This window comes from Bradyrhizobium sp., from assembly GCF_027307225.1.
Lineage (GTDB): Bacteria > Pseudomonadota > Alphaproteobacteria > Rhizobiales > Xanthobacteraceae > Bradyrhizobium.
Map to the genome: position 1 here is coordinate 35,228 of NZ_DAHUXJ010000053.1, position 23,591 is coordinate 58,818.

A 23,591-nucleotide genomic window follows, 5' to 3' on the forward strand; every position below is an offset into this window, starting at 1 on the left:
AAAATCCAAGAAGCCCGTGCCAAGGCGTGAAATCAATGGCGGATTTGGCTTTTGCCAAATTTGCGCACAGCGATGAGCGACGTTCGGAAAGCCCGTCAGGTCGGCGAGACCGCGGCAGCGGTCGGATCAACCGGCGAAAAAATCCCCGCGCTCGAGAGGGCGCGGGGATTTCTATTGCGGCGTTCGCCTCAGAGCTTGGCAATCCCCGGGAAGAACCAGTAGCAGGCAACGCTGATCACGATCAGATAAGCCAGCATGAACAGCGTCCAGAGGAAGTTGTGCCTGATGACCTCCCCTTCGTTGCGCACGAAGCGCGTGGTCGAAACACCGACGCTCGCGGTTTGTGGCGCGATCGGCTTGCCAATCTCGGCACCGACCGAGTTGACGGTCGGCATCAAGAGCGGCGGGAAGCCGAGGATCTGCCCGACCAGCGCCTGGAATTTGCCGAACATCGCGTTGGTCGATGTGTTGCTTCCCGATAGAGCGACGCCGATGAATCCGAGAATCGGCGCAACGACGATGAAGGCGGAGCCAATGGAGGAGAAAGCCTTCGCGAGCGAAGCGGCCATGCCCGAATAATTATAGACATAGGCGAGGCCGAAGATGAAAACGCCAACCAGACAGGCGCCCCACATCTGCGTCCAGGTCTTGTTCCATATCTCGGCGAGCTGCCTGCCGTTCACGCGCAGCAGCAAGGCGATAATGATCCAGGAAGCCAGGATCGCCGAACCACCGACAAACGGAGTCCATTTGAAGGCCGCCGTGATCGTTGCTCCCTCGCTGATCGAGGATGCTGCAGCGACCTGCAAGGTCAACAGCGAGATCTTGGGCAACCCGGACCACGGCCCCGTCCAGGCGACGACGACGATGACGAGAACCGCGATCGGCATCCATGCCTGCAAGATATCTCCGGCGGTTAGCCCGTGAGCCTCGGTTGCGGCCACACCGGTTATCGGCGCACCGCCATAGCCGCGCACCTGTTTCGGTTGCCAGACCTTGAGCAGGAGCAAAAGGGCCACAAAGCACACGATCGAACCGGCGACATCAGGCAGATACGGACCGAGATAGACACCGACCGGGAACTGACCCGCAATGTAGGCGAGAGATCCAACGACGGCGAGCGGCCATGCCTCCCACATCCCCTTCTTGCCCGAGACGAGATAGAGCAGGATCCACGGAGGCAGCAGCGCCAGGATTGCAACGATCTTGCTGATCGAACCCGACAGTGCAAGCAATGGATAACCCGTGACCGCCGCCAGCGCTATGATTGGCGCACCCAGCGCGCCGTAGGAAACCGGCGCGTTGTTGGCAATGGCCGCCACGCGTATCGCATCCAGATCGGGAATGCCGATGGCAATCAGGATGGGCGCAACGAATGCCCATGGGTAACCGAAGCCGACGAGGCCTTCCAACAGCGCACCGAAGGCCCAGGCAAAGAGGATGGTCTGAACGCGGACATCCTGTGTCGCCTGCGCGATCAACCAGCGCCGCAACTTGTCGAAGGTGCCGGTGACGACCAGCGTGTTGAACAGCATCACGCCCCAGAACGTGATCCAGTCAACGTTCCAAACACCCGTCGCAGAACCGTAGAGATAGGCCCGGATGCCATCATCGAACGGCATATGCCAAACCCAGAGACCAAGCACGAGCGTAACCAGCGAGCCGACAAGCGTTGCGACCCAGGCCGACCATCGAAGCACCGCAAGCATGAAAAGCAGTGCAGCGACCGGCACCAGGGCAACAAGCCAGGTGATAAACATATTGTTAGCGGGATCGAGAATTTGCTTGAACATGACGTGTCCTCCCCACGCACTTATTCGGCGAGCCGACCGGCGTGAACGGCCGGCGCGCTGGCGCGAATTCCGCGGGGCTTTGGCAAATTGCGATGTCGAATGCGATTTTGGCGTCTGCCAAATCCGCTCACAAACGCGCGAAAATGTGAGTGCCCCCGCCACCCGCCATTACCTGCATGCTAGGGTTGACTCGGCGGCGGCGACAAGCGAACCCATGCGGTGGAATTTTACGACTTTAGTCTAGTTCCGCATACCGACATTGGCTTATGACTTTGCGGACCTTGAAACGAGACCGCGACCGAACCGTCACGAATCCCGCTCCGCCTTCCGAGCCGACACCGCATTCGTGCAGCTATTCCCCGGGAGATCACAACCAGTGAACAACATGCGCTCGACGCTCGCTGCCGTGTGGCGGATCGCGGCTCCCTATTTCCGTTCGGAGGACAAGTTTGCAGGCGGCGTGCTGCTCGCCGCGGTGATTGCGATCGAACTCACGGTAGTCGGAATCAACGTGCTTCTGAACGAGTGGAATAATCGCTTCTACACCGCGCTTCAGGACAAGGACTGGAACGCGTTCGTTCGCGAGATGGGCATCTTTTGCATCCTTGCCGCCGCCTACATCGCGCTCGCCGTTTATCAACTCTATCTCAATCAGTGGCTCCAGATCCGCTGGCGAAACTGGCTGACCCATCACTATCTCGGCGAATGGCTGGATGACGCCAATCACTATCGCATGCAACTTCAGGGCGATGCTGCCGACAATCCGGACCAGCGCATTTCCGACGACATCAAAATGTTTGTCGAACAGACGCTCAGTCTCGGCGTCGGTTTCCTGAACGCGGTGGTGACGCTCGCCTCCTTTGTCGTCATCCTGTGGGGCCTGTCGGAGGAGTCGCCGCTGACATTGTCGGGCCACGAATTCCACATTCCGGGCTATCTGGTGTGGGGCGCGCTGATTTACGCCATTTTCGGCACCGCGCTGACGCACTGGATCGGCTCGCCTCTGGTCATGCTCGAATTTCAACAACAGCGCTTCGAAGCCGATTTTCGTTTCAACCTGGTGCGGGTGCGTGAGAATTCGGAGCAGATAGCGCTGTTGCGCGGCGACGGCACGGAACGGACGCGGCTCTTGGACCGCTTCAGCCACATCGTCCATAACTGGTACGCGATCATGACCCGCACCAAGCGGCTGACCGCGTTCACTTCGAGCTACGCACAGGCGGCCGTGGTCTTTCCCTATATCCTGGTGGCACCGGCCTATTTCGCCAACAATATCCGGCTTGGCGGCATGACGCAAACGGCGTCCGCCTTTTCCAGCGTGCAGCAATCGCTGTCCTTCTTCGTATCGATCTATCGCTCGCTGGCCGAATGGCGCGCTGTCGTCGCCCGTCTTGATGGATTCGAGCAGAACATCGCAAACGCCAACCGGCTTGCAGAACGCATCCCCTCGATCAATGTCGTGCGCTCCCACGACAACAAGGCGATCGAACTCAAGCAGTTTCTGGTCGAACTGCCCGATGGCACGCCGCTGGTCACGGCCGACCGTCTGCGTATCCAGAGCAACGAGCACGTTCTTGTCACCGGGCCATCGGGAGCCGGCAAGTCGACCCTGTTTCGCGCGATTGCCGACATCTGGCCGTACGGCAACGGCACGATTACGATTCCCGCCAAGGCCACGCTGATGATGTTGCCGCAGCGGCCGTATTTTCCGGTCGGCACGCTGAAGGCGGCGATCGTCTACCCGGCAAACGCCGATGCGTTCAGTTCAGCGCGCGTTGAAGCGGTGCTCACCGCGGTCGGCCTGCCGCAGCTCGCCTCAAAGCTCGGGGAAGAATCCCACTGGAATCGAATGCTGTCGCTCGGCGAACAGCAGCGGCTTGGTCTTGCCCGCGCGCTGCTGCACGAGCCGCAATTTCTTTTCCTCGACGAAGCGACGGCTTCGCTGGACGAGCCTTCCGAAGCTGCGCTCTATCGCCTGCTCGCCGAAAAGCTCACGGCCACGACAATTGTCTCGATCGGACACCGCAACACGCTTGAGGCGTTCCATGAACGGCATATCGTGCTGGACCCGGAGGGCGGTCATTTTGCCGTGCATGAGCGGCAAAAGCTGGCAAGCCCTCCATAGTGGCCGAAGCGGAGAACACCGCGCAGAAATTTATTTCGGATGGCCCGTCACTTCAGATTGCTCATGGCCGTCAAGTCGACCGAGAGCCTGGCGATGCCGGCCGCGCCGCACCAGTTGGAGCCTGCGCCGCCCGGATTGATCGCCGTGACACTGGTGTTTCCGGACGCATTGAAGGCGCTGGTGAAAGCGTTGCAGTTGCCCTTCGACAGATCGGTGTCGGAGTAACGGATATCCAGCGTGAAAACCTTGTACGTGAAGCCGATGCCGATGTTCCAGGTGTCGTAGCTCGCGTAGGGAATCCCGTTGGGGAAGTTCGGCAGAACGCCGTAGAACGAATCCGAGGTGCCGAGCCACTGCCGGCCGACCTCTCCGGACACGTACATCCCGACGCCGCTGTTGCCGAAGGTAGTCGCAGGCGCGGTGTATTTGCCGGTGATCGAGGCATAGTTGCCCCATGCGCCGGAGTTCAGGAAATTCGGCGTATAGTATTCGTTGATACCGAACTGCCAGTTGTCGTTGACGGTGTAATTGCCCTTGCCATACACCTCGAAGAAGCTGACGTCCTTCTTCATGACGTTGCCATTGGCAAGGAAAACGGTGTCAGTCGAGACCGGACAGACGTTGCCGCCGGGAATACCGCCCGTCAATGTGTTGTCGGCGCAACGGCCGCCGGGATACAGGTAACCCCAGATGCCGAAGTCGAGCGCAAAAGCGCCGAAGGTCGGGCGGATGCCGCCGTAGATGTCGACCTCGGCCGCCGCATGGTTGGCAAAGGAAATGCTCTCGCTCGACGTGCCCACATAAAGCTGCAGGTCCTTGTTCACGTTGTAGCGCGGCTCGAAATAGGCGGTGACCGACGGCTGGTGATTGGACTGGGTGATACCGCGAAAGACGTAGTCGTTCATCACGGCGCCGCCGAAGGCAATGTCCCAGGGATCGAACGGCGCCGGTGCTTTCGCGGCCTTCAGCGGCAAATCCGCAGCCAAGGCAGGCGTCGCCATTGCGAGTAACGCGGCAGCTAAGAGATAGATTTTCATCGAAAGGCCCATCCAGCGGTATGCGGTATTGACGTCGTAACGACGGGCGGAGGCTCCGCCCTGCACACCACAACCTGATATAGAGCCGCCACAACGTGAAGATTAAAGCGTGATCATCTGCATATTTCTTACTCATTGTTCGGTGCAAACGAGAAGTAATAAGAAGCTGTTGTAATCTGACAACAAATTCCACGCTTGCGAACGGGAAGGTCCGGCGATCTCACCCTGCGACCGGGCTTGGCAAAAGAAAAAGGCCGCAGCGATTCGGTGCTGCGGCCTCTCAATCAAATCGGCGGTCGGTCGGACTAGCCGTTTCCTTCTTCGCTGCCCGACGAGTGGTGATGATCGGACGTGTGCTCCCACGACGGCGCAGCCGGAGCTGGCTCCTCGTGGTGGGTCGGCGTAGCCCAGCTATGGTTCGGCGGGGAGGCCGCGGGTTCTGGCTCATGCGCCATGGCGGGCGCGGCGGCCTTCCTGGCGGCTCGCTTTTTCGGCGCCGCCTTCTTGGCAGCCTTCTTTGCAGCTTTCTTGGCGGTCTTCTTCGCAGCCTTCTTGGCCGACTTCTTCGCGGCCTTCTTGGCCGATTTCTTCGCCGACTTCTTTGCGGATTTTTTCGCCGCCTTCTTGGCGGATCTCTTCTTCGTGGCGAGAAGCTTTTTAGCCTTCTTCGCCTTCTTGCCCTTCTTCTTTTTCGCCTTAGCCATGTCGTCCTCCTTGTTGCGCTGAGCCGTGTCTATCGGGTGTTCAAGCCCTCGCTCTGCGCGAGCCTGTCGGGTCCGCTCGATACCGGCTGCGGGCCGCCCGTCGCCCAATCGAGAAGCTCAATCGTGTGCACCACAGGAACTGACGTACCGCTGGCAATCTGCACCATGCAGCCAATATTGCCCGCAGCAATCATGTCCGGCTTGACCATTGCAATATTGGCGACCTTCCGATCGCGCAATTTGTTCGCAATGTCAGGCTGGAGAATGTTGTAGGTCCCAGCCGAACCGCAACACAAATGGCTCTCGGCCACATCTTTCACCACGAATCCATTCTTGGAAAGCAATTCTTTCGGCAGCTGCGTGATTTTCTGCCCATGCTGGAGCGAACAAGCGGCGTGATAGGCGACGACGATGTCGTCATGGCGCGCTGCCGGCGCGAGGTTGAGGCCGTTGATATACTCGCTGATGTCCTTCGCCAGCGCCGAAACCTTCGCTGCTGGAGCCGCGAAATCGCGGTCCTGGCGCAGCAGAAAGCCGTAGTCCTTGATGACCGTGCCGCAGCCCGATGTCGTCACCAGAATGGCGTCGAGCCCGCCACGATCGGCCTCCGCAAGCCAGGCGGTGATGTTGGTGCGGGCAAAGGCCAAGGCCTCGGTCTCCCGGCCCATGTGGTGGGTCAGCGCGCCGCAGCATTGCTCATCCTCGACCAGGACGACCTCGATGCCGTGCCGGGTCAAAAGCCGTATGGCGGCCTGATTGATCCGCGGCGCCAGCACCCTTTGGGCGCAGCCTTGCAGCAGCGCGACCCGCCCACGCCGTTCGCCCTCTGCCGGAAAAACGCTGCCGGGAAGCGGTCCAGAAGGCGGCAGGCCGCCCGGCGACAGAGCAAGCATCGCCTTGATTCGCTTGAATAAACCCGGCGTCGCCGAGGGCGCGTCCGATGGCAGGAGGCTGGCGAAAGGACGCGCGAGCCGCGCCAGCGTCATGCTCGCGCGAAACAGTTTGGGCCGTGGCAAAACGAGCGCAAGCACCGTGCGCAGCAGGCGTTCGAGCAGAGGCCTCTTGTAGTCCCGCTCGATCCTCACCCGCGCCTGATCGACCAGATGCATGTAGTTCACGCCCGATGGGCAGGTGGTCATGCAGGCAAGGCAGGAGAGGCAACGGTCGATGTGCTTGACGACCTCCGCCGTCGGCGGACGGTCCTTCTCCAGCATCTCCTTGATCAGATAGATGCGGCCGCGCGGGCTGTCGAGTTCGTCGCCGAGCAGAACGTAGGTCGGACAGGTCGCCGTGCAAAAGCCGCAATGCACGCACTTGCGCAGGATCGTATCGGCCTCGGCGATATCGGGATTGGCCAGTTGGGCGGGGCTGAATTCGGTCTTCATGCCGTTACTGTTCCGATTCTGCTAAAGCGAATGTCAAATCCACCGTACTATCCCCGTGTCATCCGGCCGCGATTGAGAATGGCCTTGGGGTCGAAGCCTTGCCGGACGCGTTCGCTTAAAGCGCGTACGCCTGGGCTTGCGGGCTGAAATACATCGACCTGCCGCCTTACCTCTTCCGGCGCACGCAGCAGCGTAGCGTGGCCGCCGGCAGCGGCTGCGCGCTGGCGCACCAGCGCGGCCTGCGCATCGGGCTTCGGCGGGGTCGCGGTCCAGATCAGGCCGCCGCCCCAATCGTAGAGCACATCGCCCCCGGTTTCGCGGACAAGGCACTCGCCGAGAGCGCTCCCTGCGGCCGGCGGACAGACGATGCGCCACACCGGCCAGGCGCCGAGCGCGCCTTTGGCCGCAAAGGGTTCCACGTCGCGCACGCACTCCCAGATCGCCACCGAGCGCTCATCTTCGATTGTCTCGGCGGTGCCAAACCGCGACAGCAGATTCGCGAGCGAGGCCGCACGATCCACGGCCGACGCGGTGATGCCCTCCAGGCGCACCAGCGTCAGCGCCGTGCGGGGCGATCCGAGGCCGCCGAGCGCACCGACGGCATCGCGCAAGACCGACCTCGGCACATGCGCCGCGCCCGAGACGTCGTAGGGCGAACCGAGCGCGGCGGTCATCGCCCGGTTGGCCGTGGCATCGTCGAGACCGCGCAGCACCAGCGTGCGCTCGCTTTCCGGCCTTGGCATCACCTTGAGCGTCACCTCGGTCATGACAGCCAGCGTTCCCCAGGAGCCGGCGAGCAGCTTGCAGAGGTCGTATCCAGTGACGTTCTTTACGACGCGGCCGCCCGCCTTGAAACTGTCGCCAAAGCCGGAGACCGCCTGCGCGCCGAGCAGGTGATCGCGGGCAGCGCCAGCCTGGATCCGGCGCGGCCCTGCCAACCCAGCAGCGATCATGCCGCCGATTGTCCCCGCCGCAGGCGCCCCCAACAGCGGCGCGGCCTCCATCGGCTCGAACGCAAAGCGCTGATTTTTGGAATCGATCAGCGACTTGACGTCGGCAAGGGGAGCGCCCGCCTCCACCGTGATGATCAGTTCGTTCGGCTCGTAGGATTTCACCGAATTGAGCGCCGACAGATCGAGTAACGCATTGGTCGCCATCGGCTGGCCGATCATGCGCTTGCTGCCATGGCCGATGATCTCGAGCGGCTGTTCGTTGGCGATTGCCGCGCGCACCGCCTGCTCGACATCCTTGGCGTCACGTACTTTCAGGGTGTCCACCTGTCGCACTCAAAATCGCGGAAGATCGGGGAAAGCGAGCTTGCCGGCATGCACATGCATGCGGCCAAGCTCGGCGCAGCGGTGCAGGGTCGGAAACACCTTGCCGGGATTGAGAAGCCCCTGCGCGTCGAAGGCGCATTTGACCCGCTGCTGCTGGTTGAGGTCGATATCGGAAAACATCTCCGGCATCAGATCGCGTTTCTCGATGCCGACGCCGTGCTCGCCGGTCAGGACGCCGCCAAGCTCGACGCAACAGCGCAGGATGTCGGCGCCGAAAGCTTCGGCGCGCTCGATCTCGCCGGGCTGGTTGGCATCGTAGAGAATGAGCGGATGCAGATTGCCGTCGCCGGCATGAAACACGTTGGCGCATTGCAGGCCGTATTTCACGGAGAGCTCTCGAATCCGGGCGAGCGCCTTGGGCAGCGCGCCGCGCGGAATGGTGCCATCCATGCAGAGATAGTCGGGCGATATCCGCCCCACCGCGGGAAAGGCCGCCTTGCGCCCGGCCCAGAACAGGTTGCGCTCGGCCTCCGAGTTGGAGATCAGGCAGACCGTCGAGCCGCAGCCTTGCGCGATCTTCTCGACCCGCTTGATCAACTCGTCGACCTCGACAGTCGGCCCGTCGAGTTCGATGATCAACAGCGCTTCGACATCGAGCGGATAGCCGGCGTGGACGAAGGCCTCGGCCGCATGGATCGCCGGCTTGTCCATCATCTCCATACCGCCCGGGATGATGCCGTTGCCGATGATCTGCGCCACGCATTCGCCGGCGGCCTCGACCTCGGCAAAGCCGACCATCAGCGCGCGCGCCGTCTCCGGCTTTTGCAGGATCCGGACCGTGATCTCGGCGATGACGCCGAGCAGCCCTTCCGATCCCGTGATGACTCCCATCAGATCGTAGCCTGCGCTTTCGGCCGTCTTGCCGCCGATGGACAGGATCTCGCCGGTCATCAGCACGATCTCGCAGCCCAGCACGTTGTTGGTGGTCATGCCGTATTTCAGGCAATGCACGCCGCCGGAATTTTCCGCGACATTGCCGCCGATCGAGCACGCGATCTGCGACGACGGATCGGGTGCATAGTAAAACCCGGCATGCGCTACCGCCTGGCTGATCGCGAGATTGGTGACGCCGGGTTCGGTGACGACCACACGGTTGTCGAAATCGACCTCGCGGATCCGCTTGAATTTACCCAAACCCAGCAGCACCGCATCCGCCAGCGGCAGCGAGCCGCCCGACAGCGACGTGCCGGAGCCGCGCGGCACCACTTTGATACCCTGCTCGAAGCAATATTTGAGAACCTTTGAAACCTGCTCCGTGGTATCCGGCAGCACCACCACCATCGGCGGCTGGCGATAGGCCATCAGCCCATCGGACTCGTACGGGAGCATCTCGGCCGCGCTATCGATCACGCCCTCACCGGGCACGATGGCGCGCAGTGCCGCGACGATAGTACTACGACGATCCAGAACCGCCTGATCCGGCGCGGGCATTTTGATGCTCATGTCGATTTCTCCGCTGCGGGTAGCGCCTTTCCTGCGACATTGCCGATTTCACGTGAAGAATCAAGCAGGTCCAAGCTTCGGAACGATGCCGCAGATCGGCGAGTTAGGCTTTTTCACAAGACGCAACTTGCCTCACCGCCTTTAGCAGCCCTTGTCCATCGACCGCCCCTTATGCGAAAAATGGGTGCCCTCCTCGTCCAAAACAACAAAGAGCTGAAAATGAAAAGATCGACCCTGAGCGCGCTGATCATCCTTGCCTCGTCGGCCGTTGTGCCGGCCGCGATGGCGCAAGACGTCGAGGCCGGGAAGGCCTCCTTCAACAAGTGCATGGCCTGCCACTCGATCGGCGAAGGCGCCAAGAACAAGGTCGGGCCGGAGCTCAACGGGATCGACGGCCGCAAGTCAGGCACCGCGCCGGACTACAACTACTCCGAAGCGAACAAGAATTCCGGCATTACCTGGGATGAAGCCAATTTCAAGAAATATATCCACGACCCGAAGGCGATGGTGCCCGGCACCAAGATGTTCTTTGCCGGCATCAAGAACGATACCGAGGTCAACAATCTCTGGTCCTACGTCTCGCAGTTCGACAAGGACGGCAACATCAAGAAAAAGTAGGCGCTGTCATCACGCTTCAGGTTTCCTTGGCAATGGCCGGGCTTCGTCCCGGCCATTTTCTTTGAGCAGCCCGGTGACGGGACGCGTCTCAATTAGCTGCAGCGGCCTTACCGGGAACGGCCGAGCCAATAAGGGACTCGATCTCGCTGATCACGAGATCCGTCGCGACGTTCTGTACCATGTGCCCGACGCCGGAGAGCACGATCAGCCTGGCGTTCGCCACCGCGGCAGCGAATGGGCGGGAATGAATGTCGGTCGACACCGTCTTGTCGACGTCGCCCGAAATCACGACCGTCGGCACCGAAATTTCCGGATAGCGCGGCGCCTGTTCGGTCACCGCCTGCTTCAGCCGAACGAGATCGCGGGCATTGGCCAGAAATTCGCGCGGCCGCAACAGCAGCGGCGTTGCGCTTTTGGCGACAAAGTCGTCCGGCATCGCCTGCGGCAGGAAGACTCCGCGCGCGTTGCGCTCGGCGAGGAAATAACCGAGCGGAAGGGTAACGGTGTAGGCGAGCAGCGGACCGATGACCGGCTTGGTCACCAGTTCGTTGTACCAGCCGACGCCGCCGGACCAGGGATAGGCGACTGGCGCCAACATCACGAGACCGGCGAGGCGCGCCGGATCATCGATGGCCATCCGCGCGCCCAGCGCTCCAGCCCATGAATGCACCACCAGGATAACAGGGCCGAGGTTGAGCTTCGTGAGCGCCTCTTCGATCATCCGCCCCTGGGCGGCCGGCGTCGCCGTCTCCCAGCTCGAGCCGGAGCTCCAGCCATGGCCCGGCCGATCGATCAGGATCACGCGGTGGCTGGTGGCGAGCCTGTCGCCGAGCGGATGGCGCATCGCTTCAAGATTTGAGCTTGCGCCATGGATGAGAACGATCGGCGGACCGGCGGCGTCCCTTGGCCCGATATCGAGCACGTTGAGAACAGCGCCGGTGACCTCGATCGGTTTTCCCTGTGCGGGGAAACGATGCTGAAAAACGAGGATACCAGCCTGCGTCGCCAGCGCCAGGATCACGAGCGCGGCGCCAATAAGCACGGGAAACATATACAAAATCCGGTTCAGTGCTGGCACACGGAAGCTACGTGCCGGTCGGCCGCTAGTTTCGAGTGTTTTCCACTGCTCTCCACGGGCGAGCTGCCGCTCTTCATACAGCCGTCATCGGCCGTTTCCTATAAGCAAGCGCGGCACTTTTGCGTCCGGCCAGTCGCCAGTGCCCACTTTCCGAAGTTCGTGCTCTATCGCAGCACCGACCTTCACGAACTTCGGAAAGTCATGGGCACTGCAAACCTATCGATTCTAGTACCGCTTTATCGATCTGAAGTCCCTGATCGAATTCGCCGCTTGTGGTGCAGGGACTTCAGATCGGCGGTACCAGTCATTGAGTAACTCGCGAGTCCGATCTTTCCACATAATCCACAGCAACCCGTGGAAACCAATGCCGTTGTCATGCGGGGATTACCTGGAGGCTTTCGATGATTTCCGGATTTCACGAGAACGCCATCGACGAAATCGTCGCCCGGTGCAATGGCGACATTCGCGGTGCCTTGAAGGCGCTTTTGCTGGTGAACGAACAGCTCGAGGCCGAGCTTGCCGAACTCCACGCCGTGGTGGCCCATGGCGGATCGCGCGGGCCCAAGCGCGGCGTTCTGCATTAGGTGGCTGCGGTCGGCGGACCAGAGCCTTCTCCAGACCAAGCATTGTCTAGATATCGCGGCCTTCCACTTTCTCGCTCAGCGTTCTGACCAGCTCCGGAACCTTGTCGAGATGCGGGTCGACGGCGAGTGCCTTGCGGAAGGCTTCCAGCGCGTGCTTGTCGTCGCCAAGGTCCTGCATGATCATGCCGAGCCCGGCGAGCGCGCCGAAATGGCGTGGCTCGCGCGCCAATACCTGCTCGATATCGGCCAGCGAGTGGGCATAGTCGTTCCGCAAATAATAAAGCGTCGCGCGCCGATTCCAGCCTTCGACATAGTCGGGACGCAGCTTGATGACGGCATCGAGCAGCTGCAGCGCGACATCGGAATTCTGCGCTTCCATCGCCATTTTGGCGCGTGTCATCAGGAGAGCAACCGTATCGCTCGGCGTATGCAGCCAGATCGCCCAGATCCGCGCCTCGACGTGCTTGGCGCTGGCCTCGTCAGGCGCCGCCTTCAGCGCGCCGAACAGGAAATCCAGCCCACGCGTGCGGTCGGCCGGGACCTTCGGCAGCTTCGCCGGCGCATCCGGCATCTTCGTTTTGGAACCCGGGTCCTGCGCCAGCGAGGCAATCGGCGTGGCGGCGACAATCGCCCCGGCAAGGATAATGGCGAGCCGGCGACGACGCGCGGCGTGGAATCTGATGGCCATGCGAAAAGTTTAGACGCAGCAAAAGCCGCTTGCAAAGCCGCTCGCGTCAAAGACCTGTGATGGGGAAAATGCGGGGAACCGGCCGGATTGTCGGCGTCGATACCGAGCAATCGGTCAGCAGATCAGCGTTGGCGAGATCAGCCCTGGCGCGCTTTGAAGCGGCGCTGGACCTTGTTGATCACGTAGACGCGGCCCTTGCGGCGGACCAGGCGGTTGTTGCGATGGCGACCGCGCAGCGATTTCAGCGAGTTACGGACCTTCATGGGACAATCCTGATGCGTTGAAAGGCCGTATTCGGCACGATCATCCGGGCGACCTGAGAATGCTCAAGCGACCCCAAACGGAAAAAAATGGCTTACCCCGCCGGCGGCTTGCCGCCCGGGACGCGCGGTTTCTAAGGCAAACCACGGTCAGATGTCAATCCGGGGCCGGTTTACCCCCGAAACGGGCGATCAGGGAACCGAAAAGCACATTTTGGCGCCCGATGGCGGCCCCGCGGAATCGTTATATGATATAACAATCAAGCAACCGGGCCCGTAACGGCCGGCTGACGGGAAGGACGCAATGCCCAGCTTGAAACTGCCCAATCTCGACGACGTCGTGGCGATCGACATTCACACCCATGCCGAGGAGCCCTGCGGGTTGCACGGCGATGACGGCTATGACGATTTCCAGGCGCAGATGGCGGCGTATTTCAAATCGCCGAACGAGCATCCGCCGACGGTCGCGGAAACCGCAGCGTATTATCGCGCGAAGAAAATCGCCGCCGTGATCTTTCCTGTCGACGCCGAACGTGAGACCGGCTTTCGCCGCTACAGCAATGACGAGATGATCGAGGCCGTCTCGGCAAATCTCGATGTTCTGATCCCGTTTGCCAGCATCGATCCGCACAAGGGCAAGCTTGGGATGCGCGAAGCGCAGCGCCTGATCGCGGACTTCGGCATCAGGGGCTTCAAATTCCATCCGACCATGCAGGGCTTCTATCCCAACGACCGCCTGGCCTATCCGCTCTATGAGGCGATCGCTGACGGCGGCGCGATCGCGCTGTTTCATACCGGCCAGACTGGCGTGGGCAGCGGCATGCCGGGCGGCATGGGCATGCGGCTGAAATATTCCAACCCGATGCACATGGACGACGTCGCGGCGGATTTCCCGGATCTGAGGATCATCCTCGCGCATCCGTCCTTCCCCTGGCAGGAGGAGGCCCTGTCGGTCGCGACCCACAAACCGAACGTCTATATCGACCTCTCCGGCTGGTCGCCGAAATACTTTCCGCCGATTCTGGTGCGCTACATCAATTCGATTTTGCAGGACAAGATGCTGTTCGGCTCGGACTGGCCGGTGATCACGCCGGACCGCTGGCTTGCCGATTTCGCCAAGCTCGACATTCGCGACGACATCAGGCCAAAAGTGCTAAAGGAAAACGCGCGAAAACTGTTGAATATCTAGCCGGCCGCGCGCTATCGGGACTTCTCCGATAACAAGGATAAAAGGGAGAACATCCCATGACGATCAAAGCCGTCGTCTTCGACGCCTATGGCACGCTCTATGACATCCAATCGGTGGCCGCGGTCACCGAAGACGCTTTTCCCGGATATGGCGACATCATCACGCAAATCTGGCGCGTCAAGCAGCTGGAGTATTCCTGGATGCGCTCGCTGATGCGGCGCTATGAGGATTTTTCCGTCATCACGAAGGAATCCCTCGCCTATTCGATCCGCGTGCTCGGGCTGAAACACGATGCGGGCGCCTTCGACCGCATCATGGACAAATATCTGCACCTCGATCTTTATTCCGATGCGCTGACGACGCTCGCCGCGTTGAAGGGCAGGAAACTCGCCATTCTCTCCAACGGCTCGAGCGACATGCTCAACGCGCTGGTGAAAAACACCGGGCTCGATCGCGTTCTCGATGCGACCATCAGTGTCGATCAGAAGCGCATCTTCAAGCCGGCGCCGGAAGCCTACACGCTGATCGAAACAGAATTGGCTGTGCGGCCAAACGAGGTTCTGTTCGTCTCCTCCAATCCGTGGGACGCTTGTGGCGCCAAATCCTTTGGACTAAACGTTGCATGGATCGAGCGGGTGACGCCGGAAGCGATGGCGCTCGCCTGCGTCAACAGCGACGTCGTCGCTCCGCTCACCATGTTCAAGGCGTTGCGAACCCAGATGGACGAACTTGGCGTCGCGCCCGATCACCGCGTCCACGCTCTGTCCGAATTGCCCAAGCTTGCCTCTGATCCATGAGCCTTGAATCCGTCCGCGCTTTCTTCGTCGAGAACGCTCCAGAAATCGCCGTGATCGAATCGCCGACGAGTTCGGCCACGGTGGCGCTCGCCGCCGAAGCCTACGGCGTCGAGCCGGCGCGAATCGCCAAGACGCTGAGCTTGAGGGTCGGCGACCAGGTGATCCTGATCGTCGCCAGCGGCACCTCGCGAATGGACAACAAGAAAGTAAAGGCGCGCTTCGGCGGCAAGCCGAAGATGCTTGGTCTCGAAGAGGTCGCCCACATCACCGGGCACGAAGTCGGCGGCGTTTGCCCGTTCGGACTGAAGACGCCGTTGCCCGTGTATTGCGACATTTCGCTAAAAGCATTTGATGAAGTGGTGCCGGCGGCCGGCTCGATTCACAGCGCGGTTCGCATCGCCCCGCTACGCATGGCCGAGCTTGTCGCCGCCGAGTGGATTGACGTGTGCTGACGCCGCCGTCCGGCATGTTCCGGGCGATCAGGCAAGCAAATGCGACGCTATTGATACTGATATTGATATTGATAGCGCCGCAGCGGAGGCGCCGGCTGCGGCAGACTTTGCGGCGGCGGGTTGGCGGCAGGCGGCGTATTGGCGCTGTCGCTCGATTCAAACACGGCACGACATGGCGCGCTAAGCTGTACGGTGTTCGCCTGCAAACAGGCCACGATCCGATTCTCGTCAGGTATAGCGGCGCCGCACAGCCGGAGCACATCCGGCGTGCAGGCCATCTGCTCCTGCATGGTTCCGCGATGCTGCGCGACGGCAGTTCCGCTCATCATCGCGGCCGCCAAACCCACGGCAAAAATCCGGAGAATTTGCTGCTTTTGCATGGCGCCCCTTCCTCCTCAGCAAATAAGCATTTGCCCGGCCGAACCGGTTCACTCAGCGAAGCAAATCAATGAGGCCGGGACTGGTTCGTTTCAAACAACAAAATGTGAGCGAGCAAACAAGCGCTGTCTTATTCCACTCGGCCGATGCGCTTGACCGCCGCAACCAGACGCGCGCTATCGGCCTCGACGAATTTCGAGAATTCCGGCGCGTCCATGTAAGCGACCGGACTGCCGGCGGTCTCGAACGTCTTGATCACTTCAGGACGCTTGACCGCTTCAGCCATCGCCACACGTAACCTGATCATGATCGGATCCGGCAGAGCCTTCTGCGCAAACAGCCCGGCCCAGATGTAGAACTCGACATCCTTGTAGCCACGCTCCTTGAAGGTCGGGAGATCGGGAAAGCTGGCGATGCGTTCCGCGCCCCAGTTGGCGAGCACACGCATCTTGCCGCCATCGACCAGCTGTTTGAGCGTTCCAGGCGCCGAGGCCAGCGCGTCAACCGTTCCCGACATGAGCGCATTGAGCGCGGGAGCCGCGCCACGAAACGGAATGTGCTGGAGCTTGATGCCGGCAGAGGCTGCAAACATCTCCATGGCAACATGCAGCGTGCCGTAGGGACCGGACGAGCCGTAGCGGATTTCACCCGGACGCTTTTTTGCATCCTCGACGAAGTCCTCCAGCGTCTTCCATGGCGCCGAGGCTTGTATCGCGAGCAAGGTGGGATCGGCGAGCACGCGCGCAATCGGGGTCAACTGTGAGACTTCATAGACAGGCCGCCGGTCGAACAGACGATCGGCCTCGGGCAGCACTGCCAGCGACGACAACGTCATCAGGAGCGTGTAGCCGTCGGGCTCGGCGCGTGCGGCGGCCGCATTGCCGATGGCGCCGCCCGCCCCGCCCGCGCGGTTGTCGACGATGACGGACTTGCCGAGAATGTTTTCCAGCGCCAGCGCCACCGGGCGCGCCGCCAGATCGGCCTGCCCACCGGCGGGAAACGGCACGATCATGGAGATCGTATGCGCCGGCCATCCCATCGCCACCATCGCGGACGCCGGCCGTGCGGCGGACAGAAGCGGCAACGCCGCGGTGGCTTTCAGCAATTCACGCCTGTTCATCGGCTATTTCCCCCGGATGTTGTTTTTCTGGTCGATTGATAGCACCAACCGCGGCGCCGTGAGAACAACGTCCTCTCCGTTCGGCCGAAATCGAGCCGGCCTACCGCGAGGCGCGCCGCGCGGTCTTCAAGCGATTTGCGCTGCCGAAATGCGCGGCCAGGAAATCTCCCAGCGCCTCGACGCGCGCGGGGCGCGGACCGCCCGGCGGGGTTATTAGATGCACGGCGCCTTCGGGCTGTGACCAGCCGTCCAGAATGGCTTCGACCTCGCCGGAGCGGATCGTCTCGCCCGCGATGAAATCCGGCAGATCGGCGATGCCGAGGCCCGCGATGATCGCCGGCAGCAAGGCTTCGCCGTTGTTGACGCGAAGCGGGCCCGCAGGGCGCACGCTCACCTGCTCGTCCTTCGCGTTGCTGTAGTGCCAGACGTCAGCGGTCGACAGATACGCGTAGCCGAAGCATTTGTGTTGCGCGAGATGCATCGGATGCGTCGGCCGGCCATACCGCTTCAGATAGGACGGCGCCGCAACCGTATGACGCGGCACCGCGCACAGCCTGCGCGCTATCAGCGATGAATCCGGCAGCCGCGCAATGCGCAAGGCGGCGTCAAAGCCCTCGCCGATCAGATCCACCATGGCGTCGCTGAGGTGCAGGTCGATTGAGACGTCGGGATAGGCCTTGAGAAATTGCGGGAGGATCGGCGCCACCGCTTTCACCCCGAACGTCATCGGCACCGCGAGGCGAACGAGCCCACGCGGCGAAACCGACTGGGCGAGCGCCTCGTTCTCCACCGCTTCGCCATCCGCCAGCAGGCGCTGCGCGCGCGCCGACAATTTCTGGCCGGCGTCGGTCAGCGCCAGCCGACGCGAGGTACGGTTGAAGAGCCGCGCGCCGAGCCGCTCTTCAAGCCGGCTGACCGCCTTGGAGACGGTGGCCTTGGACAGCGCCAGTTCGCCGGCAGCCGCCGCGAATGAACGTAGCTCGACGACCTTCGCGAAAATCGCCAGCGCCTCGAAGTCGGGAAGTTTCGCCATCTTTCCCTCAAGTTCACAAATGGAAACGATATGTTTCAATTGTTTCTATTTATGCATGGATGGGGCAGGCTTATCCAGAGCCTCATGTGAACTTCAAAGGGAGACCCCCATGCTTGAACTTCGACCCTTCAACCGGCTTGGCGCCGCCGACCACGGCTGGCTCAAGGCCAAGCACCACTTCTCGTTCGGATCGCACTACGATCCGGAAAATATGGGCTTTGGTGCGCTACGCGTGTGGAACGACGACGAGATTGCGCCCAACACCGGCTTTCCCGCCCATCCGCACGCCAACATGGAAATCATCACCTATGTGCGGGAAGGCGCGATCACCCATCAGGACAGCCTCGGCAACAAGGGCCGCACCGAGGCCGGTGATGTCCAGGTGATGAGCGCCGGAAACGGCATTCGCCATTCCGAATATAATCTCGAGGCCAAGCCGACCCGGCTCTTCCAGATCTGGATCGAGCCGACCCGAGAAGGCGGCGCACCGACCTGGGGCTCCAAGCCATTTCCGAAGGCGGATCGCTCCGGCCAGTTCGTGGCGATCGCGAGCGGACAGGAGGGCGACGACGACGCGCTGCCGATCCGGGCCGATGCACGCGTATTGGCCGCCACGTTGAAGGCCGGCGAGAGCGCGCACTACACGCCGAGCAAGGCGCGGCACCTTTATCTCGTGCCCGCCGCCGGCAAGCTCGACGTCAACGGCGTCAGCGTCAATGCACGCGATGGCATCGCCATTCGCGACGAGGCGAAGCTGACCATCACCGCGCTCGAGGATTCCGAACTCGTACTGGTCGACGCCGCATAAACGCCAGTCGAGATGCGCGGGTCAAGGCGCGAAGCACGTCTTCGTCCAAATGGCCCGCGCATCCATCTTCCGTGAAGAACCGTTTTGCAGATCGACGGACTGCCAGGATTTCGGATTAGCAACGGCTTCGGTCCCGACACCCGTTCCGCCGGGCAATGACGCCTTCGACCCCCTACCCTCATCCCGCAAGGAGACCACCATGACCAAAGTTCTCGTGCTTTATTATTCCGCCTACGGCCACATCGAGAAAATGGCCGAAGCGGTAGCCGAAGGCGCCCGCGAGGCCGGCGCTACCGTCGACATCAAGCGCGTTCCCGAACTGGTGCCCGCCGACGTCGCCAAGGCTTCGTACTACAAGGTCGACCAGGCTGCGCCGGTTGCCAAAATCGACGACCTCACCAATTACGATGCGATCATCGTCGGCACCGGAACGCGCTTCGGCCGCATGTCCTCGCAGATGGCGAATTTCCTCGACCAGGCCGGCGGCCTGTGGGCCAAGGGCGCACTGCACGGCAAGGTCGGCGGCGCCTTCAGCTCCACGGCGACCCAGCATGGCGGCCAGGAAACCACGCTGTTTTCGATTATCACCAACCTGCTGCATTTTGGCATGGTCGTCGTCGGCCTGAACTATGGCTTTGGCGGCCAGATGAGGCTCGACGAGGTGACGGGCGGCGCGCCCTATGGCGCCACCACGATCACTGGCGGCGACGGCAGCCGGCAGCCGTCCGAAAACGAACTCGCAGGCGCCCGCTACCAGGGCCGCGCGATCGCAGAGACCGCAAAGAAGCTGCACGGCTGAAGCGAGGGGGCGGCAATCCGTTGTCAGGAAGGCCGCCCCGTCAAATGGAATTGCGCGACGCTTCTACGGGGTGACGCCGACGGCGCGAACCGGAGCAGCCAAACGGCGCGCTCGCGATTGCCGGAAGCGCGCGAACAATTTCTGTCCCGGCCGCTCAATCAGATAGTAGCTGACACTGGCGACCGCGACGAGCATGACAAGAAAAAGGATGGTGACCAATATCGGCAAGACATGACCGCCCAGCACGATCAACTTGCCGGCCTCACCTCCCAGCGCGGAGCTGACGCCTTCCGTGGTAGTCAGAACCCACCCGGTCTTCTTCTCCACGATCGACACGGCCCGATCGACAAAGTTGAAGATGATGAACGCCTGCCACATGTAGATCGAATACGAAACCTTGCCGAGCCAGTCGTTGAGCTTGTTCGACATCAGGCGCGAAACCGGTCCGGCCTCGAAAGCGAACACGAAAACTGCGGTCGCAAACACCAGCGGCGCAAAGAACGAATATCCGCTGCGCCCCGCCGATGACACGTACTCCACGATAACGATCAGCATCGCCAGTTCGGGGAACCTGGAATCAAGCATGGTTTTGGGCGTGATCCGAAAAAGCCGATATGTCAGATGTCCGACCAGGAAGCCGTAGAGGCACCTGGCAAATCCGAAATCATAGCTCGCGTCCATTCCATGCTTGGCGAACAGAACGAGGATCGAAACGCTGGCGGCCAGCACGGCCACGACCACAACCATGGACGCAAAACGAAACCGCGCGAGCCATGTCGAGCTGAAGACCAGAACGCTGCCGAATACCAGATAGGTCCAGAACTCGGCGCAAATGCTCCAGCTCGGCGGATTCCAGGTCAAATGCTGAACGAGTCCGAAGGACTGCCCGAACCCCAGATTGAGTGGAATGGTACCCAGTGAATTGGTGCCGGTGAACGGTGGCAGATAGAACGAAGCGCCGCGCGCGGCGAGCACGGCTTTGCCGCTTTCGGCTGCCAGAAACGCCAGCAGGACAATCACGTGAAGCGGCCAGAGCCGGCCGAACCTCCGGATTGCGAATGCACCCAAATCGTCGAGCGTCTTGATCCGATCGCCGTAGCTGTAGGTGATGACGAAACCGCTCAGCACAAAAAAGAAGTCGACAAAGAGATAGCCGTTGCGAACGAAATTGAGCGGATAAATCGCGCTGTACAGATTGAGGTGAAACAGGGCCACCAGCAGCGCGGCAACCCCGCGCCAGCTATCGAGCACCCGGAAGTGCAGCTTTGCCGTTTCCACCGATGAAGTCATTTCATTCCTCGTGTGACGATCGACCCAATGCACGCCCAATCTTTTGCGCGAGCCGCGGATAGCGGCGCAGTCCCTGCGCAGCGTGGTCGCGCAGGACGTAGGGAATGCCGCGCCAGCGGAGCGCAACGCTTGCGTCTGTGAGCGGAATCTGCATGGCACCAAAGCGGCGCTTGAACGCATAATTGCCCACGCTCAAATCGAACCGGCGAACGCCTTGCTCGTGGAGGGCCGCCATGGTGCGCTCGACGATGAGCTTGCTGGGGGAGCAATGCGACCAGCGAGCGCCCGCATTGCTGATTCTCAGGACGACAAAATGATCGTCCTGCCTGACACCGAACATGGTCGCCACGACCGCCTCATCGCAGCTCAGGGTCGAAACAACAACATAGCCATCTGACAACCCGCGCCTGACCAGATCCCGGTAGAAATGCGCGTGAGTTTCATCATTCAGCACGAACTCCAGACCGAGTTTCTGCATGCGCTCCTGTTGCTGCGCATCCATAACGTCAAGCGCCTTCAATGCCTCGTCGACCGAACGCATCATTCGAAAAGTCCCGCCGGGATGACGGCAAAACACGCGCCAATACCGCGCCATCTGGATTCGCTTGATTGAAGTTCGATAGGTTTCGAAATCTTCGCCGGTTTCGATGATATTCCCGTTCAGCGAGCTTGAGCCTGCGCGCCCCAACAATGCGAGGGGGTTAAATCCGCCCGCAAGCCTGCTCGGCATCTTCTTTAAACGAACAAGGTCGACGCCACCGGGCACCTTGCGCAATCCCGCCACCAGCGCCTTGCTAACCTCTCGCGCCTGCGCGGCGTCGAGCGTCACGCCATCCGCAAGCAGCGGCGCGTTGTAATCCGTCACATTCAGATCGGCGAATTCGACAATCCGCACGCCGTGGCGCACGCGAAGCACGAGTGGCACCAGCGCAATCCGCCGCCCGGTAATGCCGTCGCTGACGATCGCAATCAGCGGCAAGGCTTCCTTGAAAGCGCCATACCAGGCTTCGAACCACATCGGATGCTGAAAGGCCGTTTCCTGGTTGGCGCCGGACCAGCATGCTGACGCGCGCTTCCAGTCATCGGCGAAGTCGATGCTGAAGCTGGGCGCAAGAGAAGATACTCGCCCGATTAGTCGCCCGGCTTCCGAGATCGTCATCGTCCGCCAACTTCCCTCAGCCGGTCCCGCTGCCGATCGTTCGACAGCATGACCGCACCATTTCGGTCTTCTGACCTGGTTGTTGTTTTCCGCCAGTTGCCGTCAATTGCCGTACGGCTTCGGTTGAATTATGCGTGATGCCGTTGTGGAGCAGACGCGCGATCTTTGGCTGTTTATCCCGCAAAAAACAGGGTTTAGGCAATCGCAGCGGCTGACAGTTGGCTCATCACTGGGATATATGGCTAACGTCGATATCCGCGGAACCTGAACAGAGCCGTCCAGAGCACCGATCTTTGCCGAACATCCTTAACGCAACCTGCCGGCGCATTGGTGCCAATTGCCGCTCAATCATCCGACGTTTCAGCAAACGCCATGACGGCAGACACTGAACATAAGGCGCTGTTTCTCGGCGCGGGCGCAGAAATGCAATGCGGCATCGGACACTTCACGCGTCTGCTATGCGACGCCGTCGAGAAGCTCCATCCCGGCCGTTGCACCACGTTAACCTTGACGCGATCGGAGGGGTCGGTTGCCGAGATCTGGCGCGCGGTCGGCGCCGCCCACAGCGTGGTCTGCAATCTCCCGATCGTGGCCTGGAAGCGGGTGATCCTGCGGCCCTTGCTGGCGCTTTTGATCGCCCGCCTGCGGCGCCGCCGTGTCGTCCTGATCCAGCATGAATGGGCGAGCCTGCATTGGCTGCGGCAGCTCACCTATCTCCCGGCGCTCTTGCTCGCCGACACGATTGTCATGTTCTCGCCACTGGTGCGGGGCGAACTGGCCAGCCATCCGCTTCTCGGCTGGACGGCTTCGAAATGCGTGCTGGCGCCGCTGCCGCCCAATATCGACGCTCCGTCGGACATCATCGATTCTCCCTTGCGCGAACAACTCGCCACCGCGCGCAAGAACGGCCGGTTGGTGCTCGGCTATTTCGGATCGATCTATCCGGGCAAGCAGCCCACGGCGCTATTGGATATCGCTGCGGACCTGTGGGACCGTGGAAAAAAGCCGCTGACCGTCTATATCGGCTCATTCATCAGAGCTCTGGATAACGTCGAGCAGGATTTCTACGGACGGGTAAACGAACTCGGCTTGACCGATGATGTCATCGTCAGCGGCTACATTGCGTCCGACGCCGAGGTGTTCGGGTTGTTCGGCGAGGTCGACGCCTTCTGCTACCCGCTCGACGAAGGATTGACCGCGCGGCGCTCCAGCATTCTCACCTGCGTGCAATCCGGCCGGCCGGTGATCGTCACCGGCCCCGCCAATGCGGATGAGTTCGATCATCACCCGCGGCTCAAGGCTCTGATCGATCGCGGCGCCATCGGCCTCGTTCCACGCGGTTCGCCGCCGCAAGCCTATGCCGATCGCATCATCGCCGCACTTGAATCGCCCCCCGCGCCCGTTCCATTCGATTTCGATGGCTGGTGGCAGGATGTCGCGAGGGCGATCGATTCGGAGCTTTAGGCTAGTGCGGCGAATTTGAAGTTCCTATCAGTTTCGCCGTGAGTTCGTTA

23 protein-coding genes are annotated in these 23,591 nt (G+C 61.4%); 9 read left to right on the plus strand and 14 right to left on the minus strand.

Annotated elements, in window-relative coordinates; genetic code table 11:
* Positions 1–188 precede the first annotated feature (188 nt).
* Positions 189–1,793, minus strand: coding sequence for an L-lactate permease (locus M6D32_RS09160; RefSeq protein ID WP_298255514.1), 1,605 nt, complete (start codon positions 1,791–1,793; stop codon positions 189–191).
* A gap of 376 nt (positions 1,794–2,169) precedes the next feature.
* Between M6D32_RS09160 and M6D32_RS09165 the strand changes: the two genes are divergently transcribed.
* On the plus strand, positions 2,170–3,918 hold the full coding sequence (locus tag M6D32_RS09165) for an ABC transporter ATP-binding protein/permease (protein ID WP_298255515.1): 1,749 nt from the start codon (positions 2,170–2,172) through the stop codon (positions 3,916–3,918).
* A 47-nt stretch (positions 3,919–3,965) separates the two neighbouring features.
* Here the strand turns inward: M6D32_RS09165 and M6D32_RS09170 are convergent, their stop codons facing one another.
* The 5 genes from M6D32_RS09170 to M6D32_RS09190 all read right to left on the minus strand — a co-directional run bounded on the left by M6D32_RS09170 (position 3,966) and on the right by M6D32_RS09190 (position 9,824).
* Positions 3,966–4,955: a TorF family putative porin gene (locus M6D32_RS09170; protein ID WP_298255517.1), complete on the minus strand. Its 990-nt coding sequence runs from the start codon at positions 4,953–4,955 to the stop codon at positions 3,966–3,968.
* A gap of 305 nt (positions 4,956–5,260) precedes the next feature.
* The gene (locus M6D32_RS09175; RefSeq protein ID WP_298255519.1) at positions 5,261–5,659 is read right to left on the minus strand and encodes a histone; all 399 of its coding nucleotides are present in this window, start codon (positions 5,657–5,659) and stop codon (positions 5,261–5,263) included.
* Positions 5,660–5,688: 29 nt separating this feature from the next.
* Complete coding sequence (gene glcF / locus M6D32_RS09180; RefSeq protein ID WP_298255521.1) at positions 5,689–7,044, minus strand: glycolate oxidase subunit GlcF; 1,356 nt, start codon at positions 7,042–7,044, stop codon at positions 5,689–5,691.
* A gap of 47 nt (positions 7,045–7,091) precedes the next feature.
* Positions 7,092–8,321 (minus strand): glycolate oxidase subunit GlcE, encoded by a 1,230-nt coding sequence (gene glcE, locus M6D32_RS09185; RefSeq protein ID WP_298255523.1) that lies wholly within the window; start codon positions 8,319–8,321, stop codon positions 7,092–7,094.
* 9 nt (positions 8,322–8,330) lie between these two features.
* Entirely contained in the window at positions 8,331–9,824 is a 1,494-nt protein-coding gene (locus M6D32_RS09190) for an FAD-linked oxidase C-terminal domain-containing protein (protein ID WP_298255525.1), read from the minus strand.
* Between the two features lie 219 nt (positions 9,825–10,043).
* On the opposite strand from M6D32_RS09190, the gene cycA reads away from it, so the two are divergent.
* Positions 10,044–10,442 carry a cytochrome c-550 CycA gene (gene cycA / locus M6D32_RS09195; RefSeq protein WP_298255527.1) on the plus strand — a complete coding sequence of 133 codons (399 nt, stop codon included), beginning with the start codon at positions 10,044–10,046 and terminating at the stop codon, positions 10,440–10,442.
* Between the two features lie 88 nt (positions 10,443–10,530).
* Here cycA and M6D32_RS09200 read toward each other — a convergent pair whose 3' ends face one another.
* Positions 10,531–11,493: an alpha/beta hydrolase gene (locus M6D32_RS09200; protein ID WP_298255529.1), complete on the minus strand. Its 963-nt coding sequence runs from the start codon at positions 11,491–11,493 to the stop codon at positions 10,531–10,533.
* Positions 11,494–11,921: 428 nt separating this feature from the next.
* Here M6D32_RS09200 and M6D32_RS09205 point away from each other — a divergent pair, with 428 nt between their 5' ends.
* The gene (locus M6D32_RS09205; RefSeq protein WP_298255531.1) at positions 11,922–12,104 is read left to right on the plus strand and encodes a hypothetical protein; all 183 of its coding nucleotides are present in this window, start codon (positions 11,922–11,924) and stop codon (positions 12,102–12,104) included.
* Positions 12,105–12,150: 46 nt separating this feature from the next.
* Here M6D32_RS09205 and M6D32_RS09210 read toward each other — a convergent pair whose 3' ends face one another.
* Positions 12,151–12,792 carry a tetratricopeptide repeat protein gene (locus M6D32_RS09210; RefSeq protein WP_298255533.1) on the minus strand — a complete coding sequence of 214 codons (642 nt, stop codon included), beginning with the start codon at positions 12,790–12,792 and terminating at the stop codon, positions 12,151–12,153.
* 137 nt (positions 12,793–12,929) lie between these two features.
* Entirely contained in the window at positions 12,930–13,055 is a 126-nt protein-coding gene (gene ykgO / locus M6D32_RS09215; protein WP_002718645.1) for a type B 50S ribosomal protein L36, read from the minus strand.
* A 301-nt stretch (positions 13,056–13,356) separates the two neighbouring features.
* On the opposite strand from ykgO, the gene M6D32_RS09220 reads away from it, so the two are divergent.
* The 3 genes from M6D32_RS09220 to M6D32_RS09230 are packed head-to-tail and all read left to right on the plus strand — an operon-like array spanning position 13,357 to position 15,490.
* The gene (locus M6D32_RS09220) at positions 13,357–14,241 is read left to right on the plus strand and encodes an amidohydrolase family protein (protein ID WP_298255535.1); all 885 of its coding nucleotides are present in this window, start codon (positions 13,357–13,359) and stop codon (positions 14,239–14,241) included.
* A gap of 56 nt (positions 14,242–14,297) precedes the next feature.
* Positions 14,298–15,038, plus strand: coding sequence for a haloacid dehalogenase type II (locus M6D32_RS09225; protein WP_298255537.1), 741 nt, complete (start codon positions 14,298–14,300; stop codon positions 15,036–15,038).
* A complete protein-coding gene (locus M6D32_RS09230) occupies positions 15,035–15,490 on the plus strand; it encodes a YbaK/EbsC family protein (RefSeq protein WP_298255539.1) in 456 nt (151 codons plus the stop codon). The genes M6D32_RS09225 and M6D32_RS09230 overlap by 4 nt, the downstream gene beginning before the upstream one ends.
* Before the next feature lie 47 nt (positions 15,491–15,537).
* On the opposite strand, the gene M6D32_RS09235 is transcribed toward M6D32_RS09230, so the two are convergent.
* From M6D32_RS09235 to M6D32_RS09245, 3 genes are all read right to left on the minus strand, one after another.
* The gene (locus M6D32_RS09235) at positions 15,538–15,870 is read right to left on the minus strand and encodes a hypothetical protein (protein WP_298255541.1); all 333 of its coding nucleotides are present in this window, start codon (positions 15,868–15,870) and stop codon (positions 15,538–15,540) included.
* 128 nt (positions 15,871–15,998) lie between these two features.
* On the minus strand, positions 15,999–16,988 hold the full coding sequence (locus tag M6D32_RS09240; RefSeq protein WP_298255543.1) for a tripartite tricarboxylate transporter substrate binding protein: 990 nt from the start codon (positions 16,986–16,988) through the stop codon (positions 15,999–16,001).
* A gap of 100 nt (positions 16,989–17,088) precedes the next feature.
* On the minus strand, positions 17,089–18,021 hold the full coding sequence (locus M6D32_RS09245; protein WP_298255545.1) for a LysR family transcriptional regulator: 933 nt from the start codon (positions 18,019–18,021) through the stop codon (positions 17,089–17,091).
* A 109-nt stretch (positions 18,022–18,130) separates the two neighbouring features.
* Between M6D32_RS09245 and M6D32_RS09250 the strand changes: the two genes are divergently transcribed.
* Both M6D32_RS09250 and wrbA read left to right on the plus strand, forming a co-directional pair.
* Positions 18,131–18,829: a pirin family protein gene (locus tag M6D32_RS09250; protein ID WP_298255547.1), complete on the plus strand. Its 699-nt coding sequence runs from the start codon at positions 18,131–18,133 to the stop codon at positions 18,827–18,829.
* Between the two features lie 199 nt (positions 18,830–19,028).
* Positions 19,029–19,628 carry an NAD(P)H:quinone oxidoreductase gene (wrbA, locus tag M6D32_RS09255; protein WP_298255549.1) on the plus strand — a complete coding sequence of 200 codons (600 nt, stop codon included), beginning with the start codon at positions 19,029–19,031 and terminating at the stop codon, positions 19,626–19,628.
* A gap of 63 nt (positions 19,629–19,691) precedes the next feature.
* Here wrbA and M6D32_RS09260 read toward each other — a convergent pair whose 3' ends face one another.
* Together M6D32_RS09260 and M6D32_RS09265 are read right to left on the minus strand one after the other, a co-directional pair.
* Positions 19,692–20,918, minus strand: coding sequence for an acyltransferase (locus M6D32_RS09260; protein ID WP_298255551.1), 1,227 nt, complete (start codon positions 20,916–20,918; stop codon positions 19,692–19,694).
* Between the two features lies 1 nt (position 20,919).
* Complete coding sequence (locus M6D32_RS09265) at positions 20,920–22,077, minus strand: GNAT family N-acetyltransferase (protein WP_298255553.1); 1,158 nt, start codon at positions 22,075–22,077, stop codon at positions 20,920–20,922.
* A gap of 372 nt (positions 22,078–22,449) precedes the next feature.
* Between M6D32_RS09265 and M6D32_RS09270 the strand changes: the two genes are divergently transcribed.
* Positions 22,450–23,541, plus strand: a complete 1,092-nt coding sequence (locus M6D32_RS09270; protein ID WP_298255555.1) for a hypothetical protein — start codon at positions 22,450–22,452, stop codon at positions 23,539–23,541.
* Positions 23,542–23,591 lie beyond the last annotated feature (50 nt).

Bases quoted from the DNA above. Each gene is read 5' to 3' on its own strand.
- M6D32_RS09160 (WP_298255514.1), bottom strand. From the start codon at position 1,793: ATGTTCAAGCAAATTCTCGATCCCGCTAACAATATGTTTATCACCTGG.
- M6D32_RS09170 (WP_298255517.1), bottom strand. From the start codon at position 4,955: ATGAAAATCTATCTCTTAGCTGCCGCGTTACTCGCAATGGCGACGCCT.
- M6D32_RS09175 (WP_298255519.1), bottom strand. From the start codon at position 5,659: ATGGCTAAGGCGAAAAAGAAGAAGGGCAAGAAGGCGAAGAAGGCTAAA.
- glcF (WP_298255521.1), bottom strand. From the start codon at position 7,044: ATGAAGACCGAATTCAGCCCCGCCCAACTGGCCAATCCCGATATCGCC.
- M6D32_RS09190 (WP_298255525.1), bottom strand. From the start codon at position 9,824: ATGAGCATCAAAATGCCCGCGCCGGATCAGGCGGTTCTGGATCGTCGT.
- cycA (WP_298255527.1), top strand. From the start codon at position 10,044: ATGAAAAGATCGACCCTGAGCGCGCTGATCATCCTTGCCTCGTCGGCC.
- M6D32_RS09200 (WP_298255529.1), bottom strand. From the start codon at position 11,493: ATGTTTCCCGTGCTTATTGGCGCCGCGCTCGTGATCCTGGCGCTGGCG.
- M6D32_RS09205 (WP_298255531.1), top strand. From the start codon at position 11,922: ATGATTTCCGGATTTCACGAGAACGCCATCGACGAAATCGTCGCCCGG.
- M6D32_RS09210 (WP_298255533.1), bottom strand. From the start codon at position 12,792: ATGGCCATCAGATTCCACGCCGCGCGTCGTCGCCGGCTCGCCATTATC.
- ykgO (WP_002718645.1), bottom strand. From the start codon at position 13,055: ATGAAGGTCCGTAACTCGCTGAAATCGCTGCGCGGTCGCCATCGCAAC.
- M6D32_RS09220 (WP_298255535.1), top strand. From the start codon at position 13,357: ATGCCCAGCTTGAAACTGCCCAATCTCGACGACGTCGTGGCGATCGAC.
- M6D32_RS09225 (WP_298255537.1), top strand. From the start codon at position 14,298: ATGACGATCAAAGCCGTCGTCTTCGACGCCTATGGCACGCTCTATGAC.
- M6D32_RS09230 (WP_298255539.1), top strand. From the start codon at position 15,035: ATGAGCCTTGAATCCGTCCGCGCTTTCTTCGTCGAGAACGCTCCAGAA.
- M6D32_RS09235 (WP_298255541.1), bottom strand. From the start codon at position 15,870: ATGCAAAAGCAGCAAATTCTCCGGATTTTTGCCGTGGGTTTGGCGGCC.
- M6D32_RS09240 (WP_298255543.1), bottom strand. From the start codon at position 16,988: ATGAACAGGCGTGAATTGCTGAAAGCCACCGCGGCGTTGCCGCTTCTG.
- M6D32_RS09245 (WP_298255545.1), bottom strand. From the start codon at position 18,021: ATGGCGAAACTTCCCGACTTCGAGGCGCTGGCGATTTTCGCGAAGGTC.
- M6D32_RS09250 (WP_298255547.1), top strand. From the start codon at position 18,131: ATGCTTGAACTTCGACCCTTCAACCGGCTTGGCGCCGCCGACCACGGC.
- wrbA (WP_298255549.1), top strand. From the start codon at position 19,029: ATGACCAAAGTTCTCGTGCTTTATTATTCCGCCTACGGCCACATCGAG.
- M6D32_RS09260 (WP_298255551.1), bottom strand. From the start codon at position 20,918: ATGACTTCATCGGTGGAAACGGCAAAGCTGCACTTCCGGGTGCTCGAT.
- M6D32_RS09265 (WP_298255553.1), bottom strand. From the start codon at position 22,077: ATGACGATCTCGGAAGCCGGGCGACTAATCGGGCGAGTATCTTCTCTT.
- M6D32_RS09270 (WP_298255555.1), top strand. From the start codon at position 22,450: ATGACGGCAGACACTGAACATAAGGCGCTGTTTCTCGGCGCGGGCGCA.